A 15606-nucleotide genomic window follows, 5' to 3' on the forward strand; every position below is an offset into this window, starting at 1 on the left:
GCACCCTGCCATGGTCGCGTCCCCGTCGCCGTCCCGCCTTGCCGGCCCAGCGCCCGAACCTGGATCCCGCCCCCGATGCGCATCGACGCCTACACGCACTTCATCCCGGCCGGCATTCTCGCCGCCATGGACCGGCTCGGCGCCGGCCAGCAGGGCATCGGCAAGCGCATGCGTGGCATCCCGTGCATCTACGACCTCGACGCCCGCCTGCGGATGCTCGACTCATTCCCGGACTACGCCCAGATCATCGCCTATTCGAGCCCGCCCATGGAGGACGTGGTCGCGCCCGAGCAGACCGAGGCGCTCTGCCGGATCGTCAACGACGGGCTCGCCGAGATCGTGTCGCGCCACGGCGACCGCTTCCCGGGCTTCGTCGCGCAGGTGTCGCTCGCGAATGTCGAGGGCGCGATCCGCGAGGCGAGGCGCGCCATCAACGATCTCGGCGCCTGCGGCGTGCAGATCTACACCAACGTCGAGGACAAGCCGATCGACCTGCCGGCGTTCGAGCCGTTCTGGGACACGGTGGAACAGCTCGACAGGCCGGTGTGGATCCACCCGGCGCGGCGCGCCGACTTCCCGGACTACCGAAGCGAGGACAAGTCGCTCTACGAGATCTGGTGGACGTTCGGCTGGTCCTACGAGACCGCCGCCATGATGGCACGGCTCGTCTTCTCCAAGGTGCTGGACCGCCATCCGCGCCTGAAACCGATCGTCCACCATTTCGGCGGCATCGTGCCGATGCTGGAAGGCCGCATCGGGCCGGGCTGGGATCTGATCGGCACCCGCACGTCGGACGCCGACTATGCGAGCCTCAAGGCGTCGCTCGCCAAGCGCCCGCTCGATTATTTCCGCGAGAGCTTTTTTCCGGACACGGCCGTGTTCGCGTCGAAGATCGGCACCCAGGCCGGCCTCGCCTTCTACCCGAAGGAGAACATCCTGTTCGCGACCGATTGCCCGTTCGACCCCGAGAAAGGCCCCGGCTTCATCCGCGACACCCAGCAGATTCTCGACAGCCTGGATCTCCCGCAGGAGACGCTCGACCTGATCTATTTCGGCAACATCCAGCGCATCACCGGTAAGACCTTCGTGAAGTGAGGGCCGAGGCGCCCGCCTGAACCTCTCCCCGCCGCGCGGGGAGAGGTCGGATTGCGCGCCGCAAGCACGAAATCCGGGTGAGGGGGCGTCACCGTATCCACGAGAGGCCCCCTCATCCGTCTCGCCGCTGCGCGGCGAGCCACCTTCTCCCCGCACGCGGGGAGACGGTCCGCAAGGCACCAACGGCTCTCCACAAGTCCGTCGTACGCGCGGTTAGAATCCCGGCGGCGCTTCTGCTAGCGTGCCGCCGCCATGGACGCCCTGCACAAGCCCGCTCCCGACGGGACCGCCGATCCGCGTGCCGAGACGCGCGCCCCGGACACGTGCGCCCCGGACACTCGTGCCCCGGACACTCGTGCCGCCGACACCCGCGTCACGCCGATGATGGAGCAGTACATCGAGATCAAGGCCGCCAATCCGGACTGCCTCCTGTTCTACCGGATGGGCGATTTCTACGAGATGTTCTTCGCCGATGCCGAGACGGCGAGCCGGGCGCTCGGCATCGTGCTGACCAAGCGCGGCAAGCACCAGGGCGCCGACATTCCGATGTGCGGCGTGCCGATCGAGCGCGCCGACGAGTACCTGCATCGCCTCATCGCGCTCGGCCATCGAGTCGCCGTGTGCGAGCAGATGGAGGATCCGGCCGAGGCGAAGAAGCGCGGCGGCAAGTCGGTCGTGCGGCGCGACGTGGTGCGTCTCGTCACGCCGGGCACGTTGACCGAGGACTCGCTCCTCGATTCCCGCCGCAACAATTTTCTCGCCGCGATCGTGCGCGGCAAACCTTCGTCGGAATCGGACGACACGCGCTTCGCGCTCGCCTGCCTGGACATCTCGACGGGCGAGTTCCGGCTCACCGAATGCGACCGCGTGCGGCTGGCGTCCGAGATCGCCCGGGTCGAGCCCGGCGAGGTGATCGTCTCAGACGCGCTCTGGGAGGATCCCGAGGTCGCGCCGTTCCTGCGGTCGCTGCCCGCCGTGACGCCGCTCGGCCGCGACGTGTTCGACGGCGCCAGCGCCGAGCGGCGGCTCACGTCGTATTTCGCCGTCGCCACCTCGGAGGCGTTCGGCACGTTCTCGCGGCTGGAGCTGACCGCGGCCGCCGCCTGCGTCACCTATGTGGAGCGCACCCAGCTCGGCAAGCGGCCGCCGCTGTCGCCGCCGTCGCGCGAGGCGCTCGGCGCGACGCTGTCGATCGACGCGGCGACCCGCGCCAATCTCGAGCTGATGAAGACGCTCGGCGGCGAGCGGCGCGGCTCGCTGGTCGCCGCGATCGACCGCACCGTCACGGCGGCGGGCTCGCGCCTCTTGGCGCAACGCATCGCGGCTCCTCTGACGGATCCGGCCGCGATCGCGCGCCGGCTCGATGCGGTCGAGTTCTTCACACGCGAGTCCATCCTCCGCGGCGTCGTGCGAGAAAAGCTCGCGGCGGCGCCGGATCTGGCCCGCTCGCTCGCCCGCATCGTGCTGGCGCGCGGCGGCCCGCGCGACCTCGCCGCGATCCGCGACGGACTCGCGGCCGCCGGCGATCTCGCGGCGCGCTTGTCGGCCGACGGACTGCCGGACGAGATCACGTCGGCGACGCACGATCTGCGCGCGCCGGATCCGGCGCTCGCCGAGACGCTGGGTGCGGCGCTCGCCGACGCGCTTCCCTTGCAGAAGCGCGACGGCGGCTTCGTGCGGTCGGGATACGAGCCGGCGCTCGACGAGGCGCGCGCGCTGCGCGACGAGTCGCGTCGCGTGATCGCGGCGCTGCAGGCGCGCTACGCCGACGAGACCGGCATCCGGGCGCTGAAGATCCGGCACAACAACGTGCTCGGCTATTTCGTCGAGGTGACGGCACAGCACGCCGAGCGGCTGATGACGCCGCCGCTGAACGCCACCTTCATCCATCGCCAGACGCTCGCCGGCCAGGTGCGCTTCACCTCGACCGAGCTCGGCGCGCTGGAGGCGAAGATCGCGAGCGCCGCCGACCGCGCGCTCGGGCTCGAGCTCGAGATCTTCGACAGGCTCGCCGCTGCCGTAGTCGCCGCCGCCGACGCCGTCAAGGCGGCCGCACAGGCGCTCGCCGTGATCGACGTCGCTGCGGCGCTCGCCGCGGTCGCGACGGAATGCCGCTTCGTGCGGCCCGAGGTCGACGACGGCGTCGGCTTCTGCATCGCGGGCGGCCGCCATCCGGTGGTCGAGCAGGCGATCGCCGCCGAGGGCGGCTCGTTCGTCGCGAACGACTGCGACCTCTCGCCGACCTCCGACACGGGGCGCGGCCGCATCGCCGTCGTCACCGGCCCGAACATGGCGGGCAAGTCGACCTATCTGCGCCAGAACGCCCTGATCGTCGTGCTGGCACAGGCCGGCAGCTTCGTGCCGGCGACGCGGGCCAAGATCGGCGTGGTCGACCGGCTGTTCTCGCGCGTCGGCGCCGCCGACGATCTCGCCCGCGGCCGCTCGACCTTCATGGTCGAGATGGTGGAGACGGCCGCGATCCTGAACCAGGCGAGCGACCGCTCGTTGGTGATTCTGGACGAGATCGGCCGCGGCACCGCGACCTATGACGGTCTCTCGATCGCTTGGGCGGCGGTCGAGCATCTGCACGACCGCAATCGCTGCCGCGCGCTGTTCGCCACGCATTTCCACGAGTTGACGGCGCTCGCCAACAAGCTCGACCGGCTGTTCAACATCACGGTGCGGGTGAAGGAGTGGCACGGCGACGTCGTGTTCCTGCACGAGGTCGTGGCCGGCGCGGCGGATCGCTCCTACGGCATCCAGGTGGCCAAGCTCGCCGGCCTGCCGCCGGCCGTCATCGAGCGCGCCAAGCACGTGCTCGGGGCGCTCGAGGCCGAGGACAGAACCTCGCCGGCGCGAAAGCTCGTCGACGATCTGCCGCTGTTCGCGCCGCGCGTCGCACCGCCCAAGCCGGCCGTCGATCCGCACGCCGAGGCCGTGATGAAGCGGCTCTCGGAGCTCGACCCCGACGACATGTCGCCGCGCGAGGCCCTGGAGGCGCTCTACGCTCTCAAGCAGGCGGCGCGGGGGTGATCGTCACCTCTCCCCGCGCGGCGGGGAGAGGTCGACATTCGCGCGATCAGCGCGGATGTCGGGTGAGGGGGCGTCACCGCGAGTCTGTGCTGTCCGGAAGCGCCCCCTCATCCGGCTCGGACCTTCGGTCCGAGCCACCCTCTCCCCGCGCGGCGGGGAGAGGGAAGACGGAGCGCTCTGCGCCTGACAAAGCACCAGATCAGATCCGCCCGGCTGATCGGATCGGACTTACCCTCTCCCTCAGGGAGAGGGTCGACGCGCGAAGCGCGTCGGGGTGAGGGTTTACGGAGCGAGTTGTCTGGCCTCGGCACCCCCTCACCCGGACTTCGCGCCTTCGGCGCGAACCCCGACCTCTCCCCGCCGGGGAGAGGTGAAAAAGTCGGATCACGCCGCGTCGGCGCGCGGGCGGACCGTCTGCTTCACCTCGAAGCCCTCGAACTTCGGATGCTCGAGATAGAGCGGGCCGGTGCCGGAGTTGTCGGCGCGGGCATGCGCCTTGCGGAACTCCTCGGACGTCGTCCACGCCTCGAAATTCGCCTTCGTGGCCCACACGGTGTGCGACGAGTAGAGCGTGTGGTCCTCGGCCTCCGGACCTTTCAGCAGGTGGAACTCGACGAAGCCCGGCATGCGATCCAGATAGGTCTCGCGCGTCGTCCACACGGTCTCGAACGCGGTCTCGCTGCCCTTCTTCACCTTGAAGCGGTTCATCGCGATGTACATCGGGGGGTCTCCTGTCTGGCGTCTGGCTGGATTGAACCCTGACCGCTCCGGAAAAGGAAGCGATCAACGAAGGAAGAAGCTGACCGGCACCGAAAAGCTCATGCCCTGCCCGTTCGGCGGGGCCGGGAACGGCGAGGCGCGGCGCACCATCGCGGTGGTCTCCTGATCGAGGCTGGCGATGCCGGACGAGCGGCCGAGCCGCACCGAGGTGACGCGACCCGAGCCGTCGATCGAGAAGCTCACGCTGGTCGTGCCCTGGTGCCCGGCCGCGCGCGCGTCGGAGGGGAACTGCTTGTGGCGGGCGAGATGCGCCGCGACGATGCCGCGATAGTTGGTGTCGAGATCCGAGCGGCCGCGGCCGAGGCCGCTCGCCGCGCTCGACGCCACGCTCGCCGTGGCGCTCGCGGTGACGCGGGGCTTCGGGTCCGTCTTGGGCTTCGGTTTCGGCTTGGCGACCGGCTTCGGCTTGGCCTCGACCGTCGGCTCGGGCTTCGGCTCTGGCTTCGTCTCCGGCTTGGGCTGCGGCTTGGGCGGCTCGGGCGGCACCACCGCGACCGACTCGGGTGCCTCCTCCGCGATGACCGGTGTCGGCTCGGGCGGCGGCGGCTCCTTCACGGGCTCCGGCTCGGGTGGCGGGGCCGTCGCCACCTGTTGCTCGACCGGCGGCGGCTCCTCCGGCGTCGGCTCGACCTTGGCCTGCTCGGGCGGCGGCGGATCTTCGACCTTCTCGGGCAGCTTCTCGTCCGGCTGCGGGGTCGGCTCGCCGGTCGAGGCCGTGCTGGTGGTCTCCGAGTCGCCCGGATCGGGTGCGAGGCCGGCGAGCTGGTCGGCCCCCAACACCATCTCGACCGAGATCACCTCGAGGCCGATGCTGGCGGCCGGCGGAGGATCGCGGAAGAACGCGGCGAGCACCGCCCCGTGCAGCGCGACCGAGCAGAGCAGCACCACCGCGGTGCGCCCTGCCGAGCCGGCCTTGGCGCCGACGACGGCCCGGTCGTCCGTCGCGAGCGGCGGCAGCGACGGCGCGGCGTGGTTGCTCGGCCCGTGATCGCGGGTCGCCCGCACATGGGCGAGCGACACCACGTTCGTGCCTCTCGTGGTCCCCTCGCCCGCGCAAGCTCCGTCGCCATGTGGATCGGTGTCGCGCCGCAGCTCCACGGGTGGAGCCGCGGACGCGCCGTCGGCGTCGGAAGGGCGGCCCGGCACGACCGTGAGCAGGCCGTGACGGGGATCGATCGGGGCACGCGAGGCTTTCATGGCGGGGCTCAGGCTCCTCCGAAGCGGATCTTGACCGAGCCCTTGAACGTGATGCCGGGTGCCGGCGAGGCCCACAGAAGGTCGTTCTGGGCGCCGACGTCCGCGCTCTTGGCGATCGCATAGGGCCGGTAGTACTGGTTGAGCAGGTTGTCGATGCCGAAGCTCATCAGCACGTCGGGGGTCGGCTGGTAGCCGAGATAGACGTTGACGAGGTTGTACGAGCTCGCCGGGATGTAGTTCGCCGGGATGTCGTCGTTGGAGGCGACCGCGGCCCAGCGCACCATCGCCGTGATCTTGCGATCGAGGAAGCGGGCGCCGACCGTGGTGACCAGGCGGTCGCCCTGGATGCGCACCAGACCGACGCCGGTGTCGACGTTCTTGCCGCGCTGGATCGTGCCGGCGAGACCGACGAACCAGCCGCCGGTGTCGTACATGGTCTCCGCCTCGAAACCGTCGATGCGGGCGTGCGGAATGTTCTGATACTGGTAGTACTGCGGCAGGCTCGGCGTGCCGCCGAAGCTCGTCAGCTCGATGTAGTCGTAGACGTCGTTGCGGAACACGTTGAACTTGCCGCGGAACGTCGCACCGGCCAGGAACACGTTGTCGTATTTCAGGTTGACGCCGGCTTCCTTGTTCTTGCCGACCTCCGCCGCGAGGGTCGGGTTCGGCAGGAAGCAGAAGCTGCCGATATTGCCGTCCGCGCACAGGAAGCCGGGCTCGAAGGTGCTGGCGCGCGCATGCGCGCCGCTGATCACGGTCTCGGTCAGCGACGGCGCGCGATACCCTTCCGCATAGGTGACGTAGGGCGTGAAGCCGTCGATCGGCGTCACGCCGATCGTGACCTTCGGCGACACGCGGTCGCCAGACGAGCCGCCCCCCGTGCCGGAGAGCTCGTAGGTGTCGTAGCGGGCCGCGCTGATCACCTCGAGCCAGGTCGCGTAATTGCTCTTCACCTGCACGAAGGCGCCGCCGACGGTGCGCTCGCCGCCCGGCGTCGTGACGTCGGACACGCCGCGCGGATCGTAGGTCTCGACCGTGTCGCGGAACGCGTCGCCGCCGACCGTGACGGCGTGGCGGAACCCGAAGGCCTCGAAGCGCGAGGTGTTGTTGGCGTCGAAGCCGACCGTGTCGAGCAGATAGCTGCGCTCGTCGCCGACGCAGCCCGAGACCGCGTTGCCGGGCTTCCCGGCCGGACACGGCGCGCTCGCCGTGGTCGAGATGTGCTGGGTCTTGACCTGCTGGGAGTCGGTGCGGTTCCAGTAGACGTTGGCGTCCCAGTCGATCAGCTGGTTGTCGGGCCGTTGATAGCGCCAGCGCGCCGCCGTGGTGATGTTGGTGAGATCGGTCGCGTAGACCGAGGTGCCGCGGCTGCTGACGCCGTCGATGGTGCGGGTCGGCTGACCGGCGTCGTACTGGTAGTTCTGGAAGATGCCGGTGAACTTCACCTCGTGACCGTCGGCCGGGCGGACCGTCAGCTTGGTGATGGCGCTGCCCACCTGGTTCCAGGAGTTGACCACCTCGGTGCCGGAGCCGTCGTCGTAGTTCGCCTGCTTCTTGAAGCTGCCGCCGACGAAGAGGTCGACGTTCGGGTTGACGTGGACGCCGCCGAACACCGAGGCGAGACCGCTGCCGTGATTGCTGCCGACCTGGGTGTGCCCTTCGACGCCCCAGCGCTCGCCGGGCCGCACCACGTCCTGGATGTCCTTGGTGCGGAACGAGGCGACGCCGCCGATCGCGCCGGACCCGTAGATGTTGGCGGTCGGGCCGCGCACGATGTCGACGCCGCCGATCAGCTCGGGATCGAGGAAGAAAGCGCCGCTCGCCCCGTGGCCGGTGCGCTGATAGTTCTGGCGGGCGCCGTCGACCACCACGGCGACGCGGCCGAAGTCCTGCAGGCCGCGGATGTTGATCGAGGTCGACGGCTCGTCGCCGCGATCCTGCACGGCGACGCCGGGCACCGCGATCAGGAGATCGGACAGGCGCTTCGGCAGAATCTGATTGATCTGATCCATGCGCACGGTCGAGACCGGCGCGAGCGAGTCGATCGCCTTCTCCTCGGTCTTGGTCGCCGTCACCGTGATGGCGTCGAGCGACTCCACCGCCTGCGCGAGCGCGACCGTTCCCGACGAGACCAGAATCGCGGCCGTGATCGCGATCGTCGATGCGCCCGACGGAAGCCTGCCGGCTCCCCGCCCCTGTCCAACCATGTGAGCCCCCACTCGCGGTTCTGATTGTCGTCGCGGGCTGGCGGGCGAGCCGGAGACCGGCTGCTTGCTGGCGTGACGTCGCGGCCCCGTTCGGGTTCCGCGGTTAAGACTTGCCTTTGGTAACCGACTGTATTACGGCACGTCAAGGAAGACTACGATAGTTTAGAATCTCTCTAAGGATCAAGTATCCAGTCTAAAATGGCTCTAAACTATAGTCGTCGTCAAGACTATGCAGTACAGAGCGGAACAGGCCCCGAGATGAACCGCACCGAGATCGACCGAGGTTCCGTTTCCGCCACCCCGGCGGGCGCGAACGACACGCGGGCTGAACGCAGTGTGACGGTGGTGGACCATCGCATCGAGAGCCGTGATCTGTTCGTCGCCACCCGCGAGATCATCATTTCACATGGGCCCGACGCCTACCGGCTGCGGCTGACCGCGCAGAACAAGCTGATTCTGACCAAGTGAGGCTTTCATGACACGGACGCGTCCGGGGCTTCGGCGTCTCGCGGCGGCGACGCTGGTCGGAGTCGGCCTGCTCGCGGCGGACGTCACGTCGCTGCGCGCCGCCGAGATCGTCGTGACGGACGCGACCGGCCGCGACGTCGGCGTGACGGACGCGCGCCGCATCGTCTCGATCGGCGGCTCGGTCACCGAGATCCTCTACGCGCTCGGGCTCGACGCGCGCGTCGTCGCGGTCGACACGACCAGCATCCATCCGCCGAGCGCCCTCCAGGACAAGCCGAATGTCGGCTACATGCGCCAGCTGTCGCCGGAGGGCATTCTCGCCATGTCGCCGTCGCTGGTGCTGGCGCTCGACGGCTCCGGCCCGCCCGAGGCGCTCGCCGTGCTGCGCGCCGCCAAGGTGCCGTTCGTGCAGGTGCCGGACCGCTTCACGCCGGACGGCATCCTCGACAAGATCCGTCTCGTCGCCGCCGCGGCCGGCGAGCCGCGACGCGGCGACTGCCTCGCCGCCGCCGTCGCGCAAGAGCTCTCCTCGCTCGCCACGCCGGCCGGACCGCGTGCCGCCGGCCGGCCGCCGCGCGTGCTGTTCGTGCTCTCCTTCGTCAACGAGCGCGCCATGGTGGCGGGCCGCGACACCGCCGCCGACGGCATCATCCGCATGGCCGGCGCCACGAACGCGATGGCGGATTTCGCCGGCTACAAGCCGGTCGGCGACGAGGCGATCATCGCCGCGCAGCCCGACGTGGTGTTGACGATGGAGCGCCCGGGACAGACCTTCACGGCCGAGGCGGTGCTGTCACGGCCCGCTTTCGTGATGACGCCGGCCGGTGCCGCCAAGGCCTTCGTCTCGATGAACGGCCAATATCTGCTCGGCTTCGGCCCGCGCACCGCGCTCGCCGTCCGCGATCTCGCCGAACGGCTCGCCGTGCTCGGCGCCCCCGCCGCCAAGCCCGCCGCCGAGTCGCTGCCGGCCGTCGACACCCTGACGGCCCGCCACGACGCCGCGCTGGAGGCGTGCCTCAAATGACCGAGGCCGCGGCCCGCCATCCCGCCCTCGTGGCGCGCAGCGGTCCGCCGGGCCTGCGGGCGCTGCCACGCTGGGTCGTGATCGTCGGGCTCGCGCTGTTGCTGCTCGCCGCCGCCGTCGCCTCGGCCGGTATCGGGGCGGCCGGCATCCCGCCCGGCCGTCTCCTCGCCGCGCTCGGGCTCGCCGACGGCACCGCCGCCGACATCACCCGCGATCGGCTGATCCTGGTCTCGATCCGGCTGCCCCGGGTCGCCATGGCGATCGCGGTCGGGGCGCTGCTCGCCACCGCCGGCGCGATCATGCAGGGCCTGTTCCGCAACCCGCTCGCCGATCCGGGCCTGGTCGGCGTGTCGGCCGGCGCCGGCCTCGCGGCGGCGACGACCATCGTGCTCGGCGACAAGCTCCTGGGGAGCTTCGGGCCGGACGCGCTGCCGCTCGCCGCTTTCGTCGGCGCGCTCGGCGTCACGGCGCTGCTCTACCGCATCGCCACCCGCGAGGGCCGCACCTCGATCGCGACACTCCTGCTCGCCGGTCTCGCCGTCGCGGCCCTGGCGGGCGCCGGCACCGGCCTGCTCGTTTTCCTCGCCGACGATCGGCAGCTGCGCGACATCACGTTCTGGACGCTCGGCTCGATGGCCGGCGCCACTTGGCCGAAAGTGTGGGCGATGCTGCCGTTCCTGGCCGCCGTGCTGGCCTCGCTGCCGATGATCGCGCGCGGCCTCGATCTGCTCGTGCTCGGCGAGGCCGAGGCGTTCCACATGGGCGTGCCGGTGGAGAGCCTGAAGCGCTTCGCCATCGTGCTGATGGCGGCGGGGGTCGGCGCCGCCGTGGCGGCGAGCGGCGTCATCGGCTTCGTCGGCATCGTGGTGCCGCATCTCCTGCGTCTCGTGATCGGGCCCGGCCACCGCATGCTGCTGCCCGCCGCCGTGCTGTTCGGCGGCCTCGTGCTGCTGATCGCCGACACGATCGCCCGCACGATCGCGGCGCCGGCCGAGCTGCCGGTCGGCATCGTCACGGCACTGATCGGCGCGCCGTTCTTCCTCGCGCTCCTGCTGCGCCAGCGCGCCGTGGTGGGCCTATGACCCTGATCGCGGCGACCGGCGTGACGGTGCGAGCGGGACGGGCGACGCTGCTCGACGGCGTCGATCTCGCCGTCGCGCCCGGCGAGACGGTGGCGATCGTCGGCCCCAACGGGGCCGGCAAGTCGACGCTGCTGCGCGTGCTCTCCGGCGACATCCGCCCCGTCGCCGGGACGGTCGTCCTGAAAGGCACGCCGCTCGGCGACTACGCGCCGAAGGCGCTCGCGGGCCATCGCGCCGTGCTGTCGCAGAGCATCGCGGTGGCGTTCCCCTTCACGGTCGACGAGGTCGTCCGCATGGGGGCCGGCGACGCGCACGGGCCGCACGCCGACGCGCTGGTCGAAGCCGCACTCGCCGAGGTCGATCTCTTGCCCTGCCGTGACCGCATCATCACGACGCTGTCGGGCGGCGAGCAGCACCGCGCCCATTTCGCCCGCGTGCTGGTCCAGCTCGCCCGCGGCGAGGCGGATCACGGCCCCGGCCTCCTGCTGCTCGACGAGCCGACCGCGGCGCTCGATCTGCGCCACCAGATCGACTTCGTCGCGACGACGCGGGCGCGCGCGAAATCCGGAACCGCGATCGTCGCCGTGCTGCACGACCTCAATCTCGCGGCCGCGTTCGCCGATCGGGTCGTGGTGATGCACCGCGCCGGCATCGCCGCGTCGGGTCCGGCCCAGAGCGTCATCACGGCCGAGATGCTGGCCCGCGTGTTCGAGGTGGAGCTGGCGAGCTGCGGCCTGCCGATCGGCACGCCTTGCGTGCTGCCGCACATGATCACGCCGCGCACCGGGCGACCGGTCGGCGGCGCGCGCCCGAGGAGCTGACGGCGCACGGAGGGGGGAATGCAGGGGATTGCGACACGGCAGGCCGCGGGCGGTCAATCCGGCCCCGCGCATCCGCACGGCGGTGGTCACCCGCACGCCGGCGGACATCCGCACGGCAGCAGCCCCCCGCACGGGGGTGGCCACGCCTCCGGCGGGATGCGCGATCACCCGGCCTCGGCGCCGCAGACCCTCGAGTCCTTCCTGGTGCCGCCGGGGCGCGACGCGCTGACCCAGGCCTTCTCGGGCCGCAGCTTCGCGCCACCGTGGCGCGGCAGCACGGCGATCGATCCGGCCGAGACCGAGGCGGTTCTGGCCCGGGTGTTCGAAACGCCGCGCGAAGAACCGGCGCTCGCCTATCTGCACGTGCCCTACTGCCAGAGCCGGTGCCTGTTCTGCGGTTTCTTCCAGAACGTCTGGCGCCCCGAGGCGGCCGCGGCCTATGTCGACGACATCGTCGCCGAGGTGGCGGCGCGCGCGGCGACGCCGCTGGTCGCCTCGGCGCCGATCGCCGCCGTCTATATCGGCGGCGGCACGCCGACCGGCCTGCCCGCCGCCGGGCTCGCCCGGCTGGTCGCGGGCCTGCGCACCCATCTGCCGCTCGCGACGGATTGCGAGGTCACGCTGGAGGGACGCGCCTACGACTTCGGCCTGACCAAGGCCGTGGCGGCGATCGGGGCCGGCGTGAACCGCATCTCGCTCGGCGTGCAGAGCTTCGACACCACGATCCGCCGCCGGCTCGGCCGTAAGCTCGCCGAGGAGGAGCTGCGGGCCGCGATCGGCGAGCTCGTCGCGCTCGGACGTGCCAAGATCGTCTGCGACCTGATCTACGGCCTGCCCGGCCAGACCGAGGAGACCTGGGCGCGCGACCTCGACACCGTGGCCGCGCTGGGGCTCGACGGCGTCACGCTCTATGCGCTCAACATCTGGGGCGGCGGCCCGCTGTCGCGCGCCATCGCGGCCGGCAAGCTGCCGCCGGCGAGCCCGATCGCGCGGCAGGCCGAGGCCTATGCGGCCGGCGTGGCGCGCCTGACCGCGCTCGGCTTCCGCCAGGTGTCGCAGTCGCATTTCGTCCGCTCCGACGCCGAGCGCAACGTCTACAATGCCGGCATCAAGCGCGGCATGCCGTGCCTCGCCTTCGGCCCCGGCGCCGGCGGCCAGGCGCACGGCGTGCGCTGGCGTAACGTCATCGAGATCGAGCGCCGCCGCGCCCTGCAGGCGCAGGGCCGCGCGCCGGTCGAGGGCCTGTCGCGCATGCCGGCCCGCTACGCCGCCCAGGCGGCCATCACGGCCGGGCTGGAGAGCGGCCGCGTCGACCTCGCGGCCGTCGACCGCCTGGCGCCCGGCTTCGCCGCCGCGGCCGCGCCGCTGCTCGCCAACTGGCGCGAGGCCGGTCTCGTCGTCCCCGCGAACGCGGCGGAGGGCGAGGGCGGCGGCGCGCACGACAGCGCGCACGGCGGCGGCCTCTTGCGCACCACCACGGCCGGCGCCTTCTGGATCACCAATCTCACCAGCGGCCTCTACGCGGCGCTCGACCGCGCCGCCGAGCCCTCGCCATCCTCCAAGGAGCCTCCCATGACCAACACGGCCGTCGCCCCCGCCCCGTCGCCCGACGCGCTCGCGGCGCAGCTCGCCGCCAACCCGGACGGCGTTCTCGAAGTCCTGGCCCGCCAGCACGGCGTCTCGACGCTCGAGGCGACCCGCATGCTGCCGGCGGAGAACTGCACGTTCGCGCCGGCCGACAAGTTCGCCGACGTGATGGGCGAGCTGACGACGTGGGGGACGATGCTGTTCATCGTCCACACGCCGAGCATCGTGCTCGAATGTGCCGGCGCGATCCCGCCCGGCGAGTTCGGCCGCGGCTACTTCAACCTGCACGGCGACAGCCCGATCGGCGGCCACATCAAGGCCGACCGCTGCACGGCGATCGCCTTCGTGCGTCGCCCGTTCATGGGCCGCGAGAGCTGCTCGATCCAGTTCTTCGACGGCGACGGCGAGGCGATGTTCAAGATCTTCGTGCGCCGCCTGCCGGACCGCAGCATGGACCCGGAGCAGGTGGCGAAGTTCGAGGCGATGCGGGTGCGGCTGGCGGGGTGAACGAGGCGCCCCGCCGCCTCTCCCCTCATGGTGAGGAGCGGCCGAAGGCCGCGTCTCGAACCATGCGGCCACCTCATCGGCGACATGGTGCCGTGGCCGTCCTCGCCCTTCGAGACGGCCGCTGCGCGGCCTCCTCAGGGTGAGGACGGTGCAGCGTCGGGCGTCGTGTGGCCCCTCAGATGATCGCGTGCCGCACCTTGGCCGACACCCACTCGCTGACCAGCACGGTGGCGATCACGACCAGCAGGATCAGGCTCACCTGCGACCAGGCGAGGGTGTTGAGCGAGGCCTCGAGCGACAGGCCGATGCCGCCGGCGCCGACCAGGCCGACCACGGCGGACTCGCGGATGTTGATGTCCCAGCGGAACACCGTGATGCCGGCGAAGGCCGGCATCACCTGCGGCACGATGCCGTAGTCCATCACCTGCAGGGCGGAGGCGCCGGTCGCCTGCATGGCCTCGACGGGCGCCGGGTCGATCTCCTCGATCGCCTCGTAGATCAGCTTGCCCATGAAGCCGACCGAGCGCAGCGCGATCGCGACGATTCCGGCGAGCACGCCGGGGCCCAGGATCGTGACCAGCAGCAGCGCCCAGATCAGCGAATTGATCGAGCGCGACGCGACGATGATCAGGAGCGCGACCGGGCGCACCAGCGCGACGCTCGGCGTCGTGTTGCGGGCCGCCAGCGCGGCGACCGGCACGGCGATCGGCAGCGCCAGCAGCGTGCCGAGCGTGGCGATCGCCAGCGTGTCCCACAGGGGGCGCAGGAGCTCGCCGAGATAGGACCAGCGCGGCGGCACCATGCGGGCGCCGATGTCGGCGGCCTGCCGCGGCGCGTCCCACACGAAGGCCCAGATGGTGTCGCGCGTCATCTCCTCCCAGGCGGCGACGACGAGCGCGACCAGCAGGAACCACGCGACCCAGCCGAGGAGCGCGCGCCTGCGCGTGGTGCGCCGCCACACCGGCGTGCCGTCGATGGCGCGGCTCACCGGCATCACTGGATCCTCTTGCGCACCAGGCCGGAGCCGTACTCGGCGGCCATGACGATGGCGATGATCAGGATCAGGATCGCGGCGGCGCTGCCGTACTCGTAGCGGTCGAGCGCGGTGTTGAGCGTCGCCCCGATGCCGCCGGCACCGACGATGCCGACCACGGCGGACTCGCGGAAGTTGATGTCGAGCCGGTAGAGCGACAGGCCGATCAGCCGCGGCATCACCTGCGGCCGCACCGCATAGTCGACGAGCTGCAGCCACGAGCTGCCGGTCGCCCGGATCGCCTCGACGGGCGCCGGGTCGATGTCCTCGATGTCCTCGGCCAGGAGCTTGGCGATGAAGCCGATGGTGGCGACCGTCAGGGTGAGGAAGCCGGCGAACGGGCCGAAGCCGACCATGGCGACGAACAGGATGGCGACGATCACCTCGTGGAAGCTGCGCGACAGCGCGACGACGGCGCGGCAGACCAGATAGACGGGCGGCGGCGCGAGATTGCGGGCGGCGCCGATGCCGATCGGGATCGCCAGGAAAATGCCGGCGACCGTCGACGTGACCGTCATGGTGAGACTCTCGCGCATGCCTTGCACGATGTCGCCCCAGCGACTGGAAAAGTCCGGCGTCATGAAGCCGGCGAGCAGACGGGCGGCGCGTGGCACGCCTTCCGCGAGGCGTGCCCAATTCACCTCGACCGAGCCGACCGCGACGACAAGATAGAGGATCGCGCCGCCGTAGAGGACGACACGCAGCCACGGCCGCACGATGAAGGGCGGGCGCCGCCAGCGGTCGGGATAGGAGGCGGCGGCGAGCGTCACGG

The 15606-nt window shown here is 71.2% G+C and carries 12 protein-coding genes; 7 read left to right on the forward strand and 5 right to left on the reverse strand.

Annotated features, from left to right (window positions below; genetic code table 11):
- The first annotated feature begins 75 nt into the window (after positions 1 to 75).
- A complete protein-coding gene (locus tag ACFSOX_RS05445; RefSeq protein ID WP_378476780.1) occupies positions 76 to 1095 on the forward strand; it encodes an amidohydrolase family protein in 1020 nt (339 codons plus the stop codon).
- 252 nt (positions 1096 to 1347) lie between these two features.
- Positions 1348 to 4128, forward strand: a complete 2781-nt coding sequence (gene mutS, locus ACFSOX_RS05450) for a DNA mismatch repair protein MutS (RefSeq protein WP_378476781.1) — start codon at positions 1348 to 1350, stop codon at positions 4126 to 4128.
- A 384-nt stretch (positions 4129 to 4512) separates the two neighbouring features.
- Here mutS and hmuQ read toward each other — a convergent pair whose 3' ends face one another.
- The 3 genes from hmuQ to ACFSOX_RS05465 form a co-directional block, all read right to left on the reverse strand.
- Positions 4513 to 4848, reverse strand: a complete 336-nt coding sequence (hmuQ, locus tag ACFSOX_RS05455; RefSeq protein ID WP_111358904.1) for a heme-degrading protein HmuQ — start codon at positions 4846 to 4848, stop codon at positions 4513 to 4515.
- Between the two features lie 63 nt (positions 4849 to 4911).
- Positions 4912 to 6105: an energy transducer TonB gene (locus ACFSOX_RS05460; RefSeq protein ID WP_378476782.1), complete on the reverse strand. Its 1194-nt coding sequence runs from the start codon at positions 6103 to 6105 to the stop codon at positions 4912 to 4914.
- Positions 6106 to 6113: 8 nt separating this feature from the next.
- Entirely contained in the window at positions 6114 to 8312 is a 2199-nt protein-coding gene (locus ACFSOX_RS05465) for a TonB-dependent hemoglobin/transferrin/lactoferrin family receptor (RefSeq protein WP_378476783.1), read from the reverse strand.
- A 258-nt stretch (positions 8313 to 8570) separates the two neighbouring features.
- Here ACFSOX_RS05465 and ACFSOX_RS05470 point away from each other — a divergent pair, with 258 nt between their 5' ends.
- From ACFSOX_RS05470 to hutW, 5 genes are all read left to right on the forward strand, one after another.
- Positions 8571 to 8780, forward strand: a complete 210-nt coding sequence (locus ACFSOX_RS05470; RefSeq protein WP_378476784.1) for a hemin uptake protein HemP — start codon at positions 8571 to 8573, stop codon at positions 8778 to 8780.
- Between the two features lie 7 nt (positions 8781 to 8787).
- Positions 8788 to 9804 (forward strand): heme/hemin ABC transporter substrate-binding protein, encoded by a 1017-nt coding sequence (locus ACFSOX_RS05475; RefSeq protein ID WP_378476785.1) that lies wholly within the window; start codon positions 8788 to 8790, stop codon positions 9802 to 9804.
- The gene (locus tag ACFSOX_RS05480) at positions 9801 to 10886 is read left to right on the forward strand and encodes a FecCD family ABC transporter permease (protein WP_378476786.1); all 1086 of its coding nucleotides are present in this window, start codon (positions 9801 to 9803) and stop codon (positions 10884 to 10886) included. Before ACFSOX_RS05475 ends, ACFSOX_RS05480 begins: the two co-directional genes overlap by 4 nt.
- Positions 10883 to 11707, forward strand: a complete 825-nt coding sequence (locus ACFSOX_RS05485; protein ID WP_378476787.1) for a heme ABC transporter ATP-binding protein — start codon at positions 10883 to 10885, stop codon at positions 11705 to 11707. The genes ACFSOX_RS05480 and ACFSOX_RS05485 overlap by 4 nt, the downstream gene beginning before the upstream one ends.
- Before the next feature lie 156 nt (positions 11708 to 11863).
- Positions 11864 to 13801, forward strand: a complete 1938-nt coding sequence (gene hutW / locus ACFSOX_RS05490) for a heme anaerobic degradation radical SAM methyltransferase ChuW/HutW (RefSeq protein WP_378476788.1) — start codon at positions 11864 to 11866, stop codon at positions 13799 to 13801.
- Between the two features lie 175 nt (positions 13802 to 13976).
- Here hutW and phnE (ACFSOX_RS05495) read toward each other — a convergent pair whose 3' ends face one another.
- Entirely contained in the window at positions 13977 to 14795 is an 819-nt protein-coding gene (gene phnE / locus ACFSOX_RS05495; protein WP_378476789.1) for a phosphonate ABC transporter, permease protein PhnE, read from the reverse strand.
- Positions 14795 to 15604 carry a phosphonate ABC transporter, permease protein PhnE gene (phnE, locus tag ACFSOX_RS05500; protein ID WP_378476790.1) on the reverse strand — a complete coding sequence of 270 codons (810 nt, stop codon included), beginning with the start codon at positions 15602 to 15604 and terminating at the stop codon, positions 14795 to 14797. Before phnE (ACFSOX_RS05500) ends, phnE (ACFSOX_RS05495) begins: the two co-directional genes overlap by 1 nt.
- Between the last annotated feature and the right edge of the window lie 2 nt (positions 15605 to 15606).

It is taken from the genome of Rhodoplanes azumiensis (assembly GCF_042682915.1).
Taxonomy (GTDB): domain Bacteria; phylum Pseudomonadota; class Alphaproteobacteria; order Rhizobiales; family Xanthobacteraceae; genus Rhodoplanes; species Rhodoplanes azumiensis.

Bases quoted from the DNA above. Each gene is read 5' to 3' on its own strand.
- ACFSOX_RS05475 (WP_378476785.1), top strand. From the start codon at position 8,788: ATGACACGGACGCGTCCGGGGCTTCGGCGTCTCGCGGCGGCGACGCTG.
- phnE (WP_378476789.1), bottom strand. From the start codon at position 14,795: ATGCCGGTGAGCCGCGCCATCGACGGCACGCCGGTGTGGCGGCGCACC.
- ACFSOX_RS05470 (WP_378476784.1), top strand. From the start codon at position 8,571: ATGAACCGCACCGAGATCGACCGAGGTTCCGTTTCCGCCACCCCGGCG.
- ACFSOX_RS05460 (WP_378476782.1), bottom strand. From the start codon at position 6,105: ATGAAAGCCTCGCGTGCCCCGATCGATCCCCGTCACGGCCTGCTCACG.
- ACFSOX_RS05485 (WP_378476787.1), top strand. From the start codon at position 10,883: ATGACCCTGATCGCGGCGACCGGCGTGACGGTGCGAGCGGGACGGGCG.
- hmuQ (WP_111358904.1), bottom strand. From the start codon at position 4,848: ATGTACATCGCGATGAACCGCTTCAAGGTGAAGAAGGGCAGCGAGACC.
- mutS (WP_378476781.1), top strand. From the start codon at position 1,348: ATGGACGCCCTGCACAAGCCCGCTCCCGACGGGACCGCCGATCCGCGT.
- ACFSOX_RS05480 (WP_378476786.1), top strand. From the start codon at position 9,801: ATGACCGAGGCCGCGGCCCGCCATCCCGCCCTCGTGGCGCGCAGCGGT.
- hutW (WP_378476788.1), top strand. From the start codon at position 11,864: ATGCGCGATCACCCGGCCTCGGCGCCGCAGACCCTCGAGTCCTTCCTG.
- ACFSOX_RS05445 (WP_378476780.1), top strand. From the start codon at position 76: ATGCGCATCGACGCCTACACGCACTTCATCCCGGCCGGCATTCTCGCC.
- ACFSOX_RS05465 (WP_378476783.1), bottom strand. From the start codon at position 8,312: ATGGTTGGACAGGGGCGGGGAGCCGGCAGGCTTCCGTCGGGCGCATCG.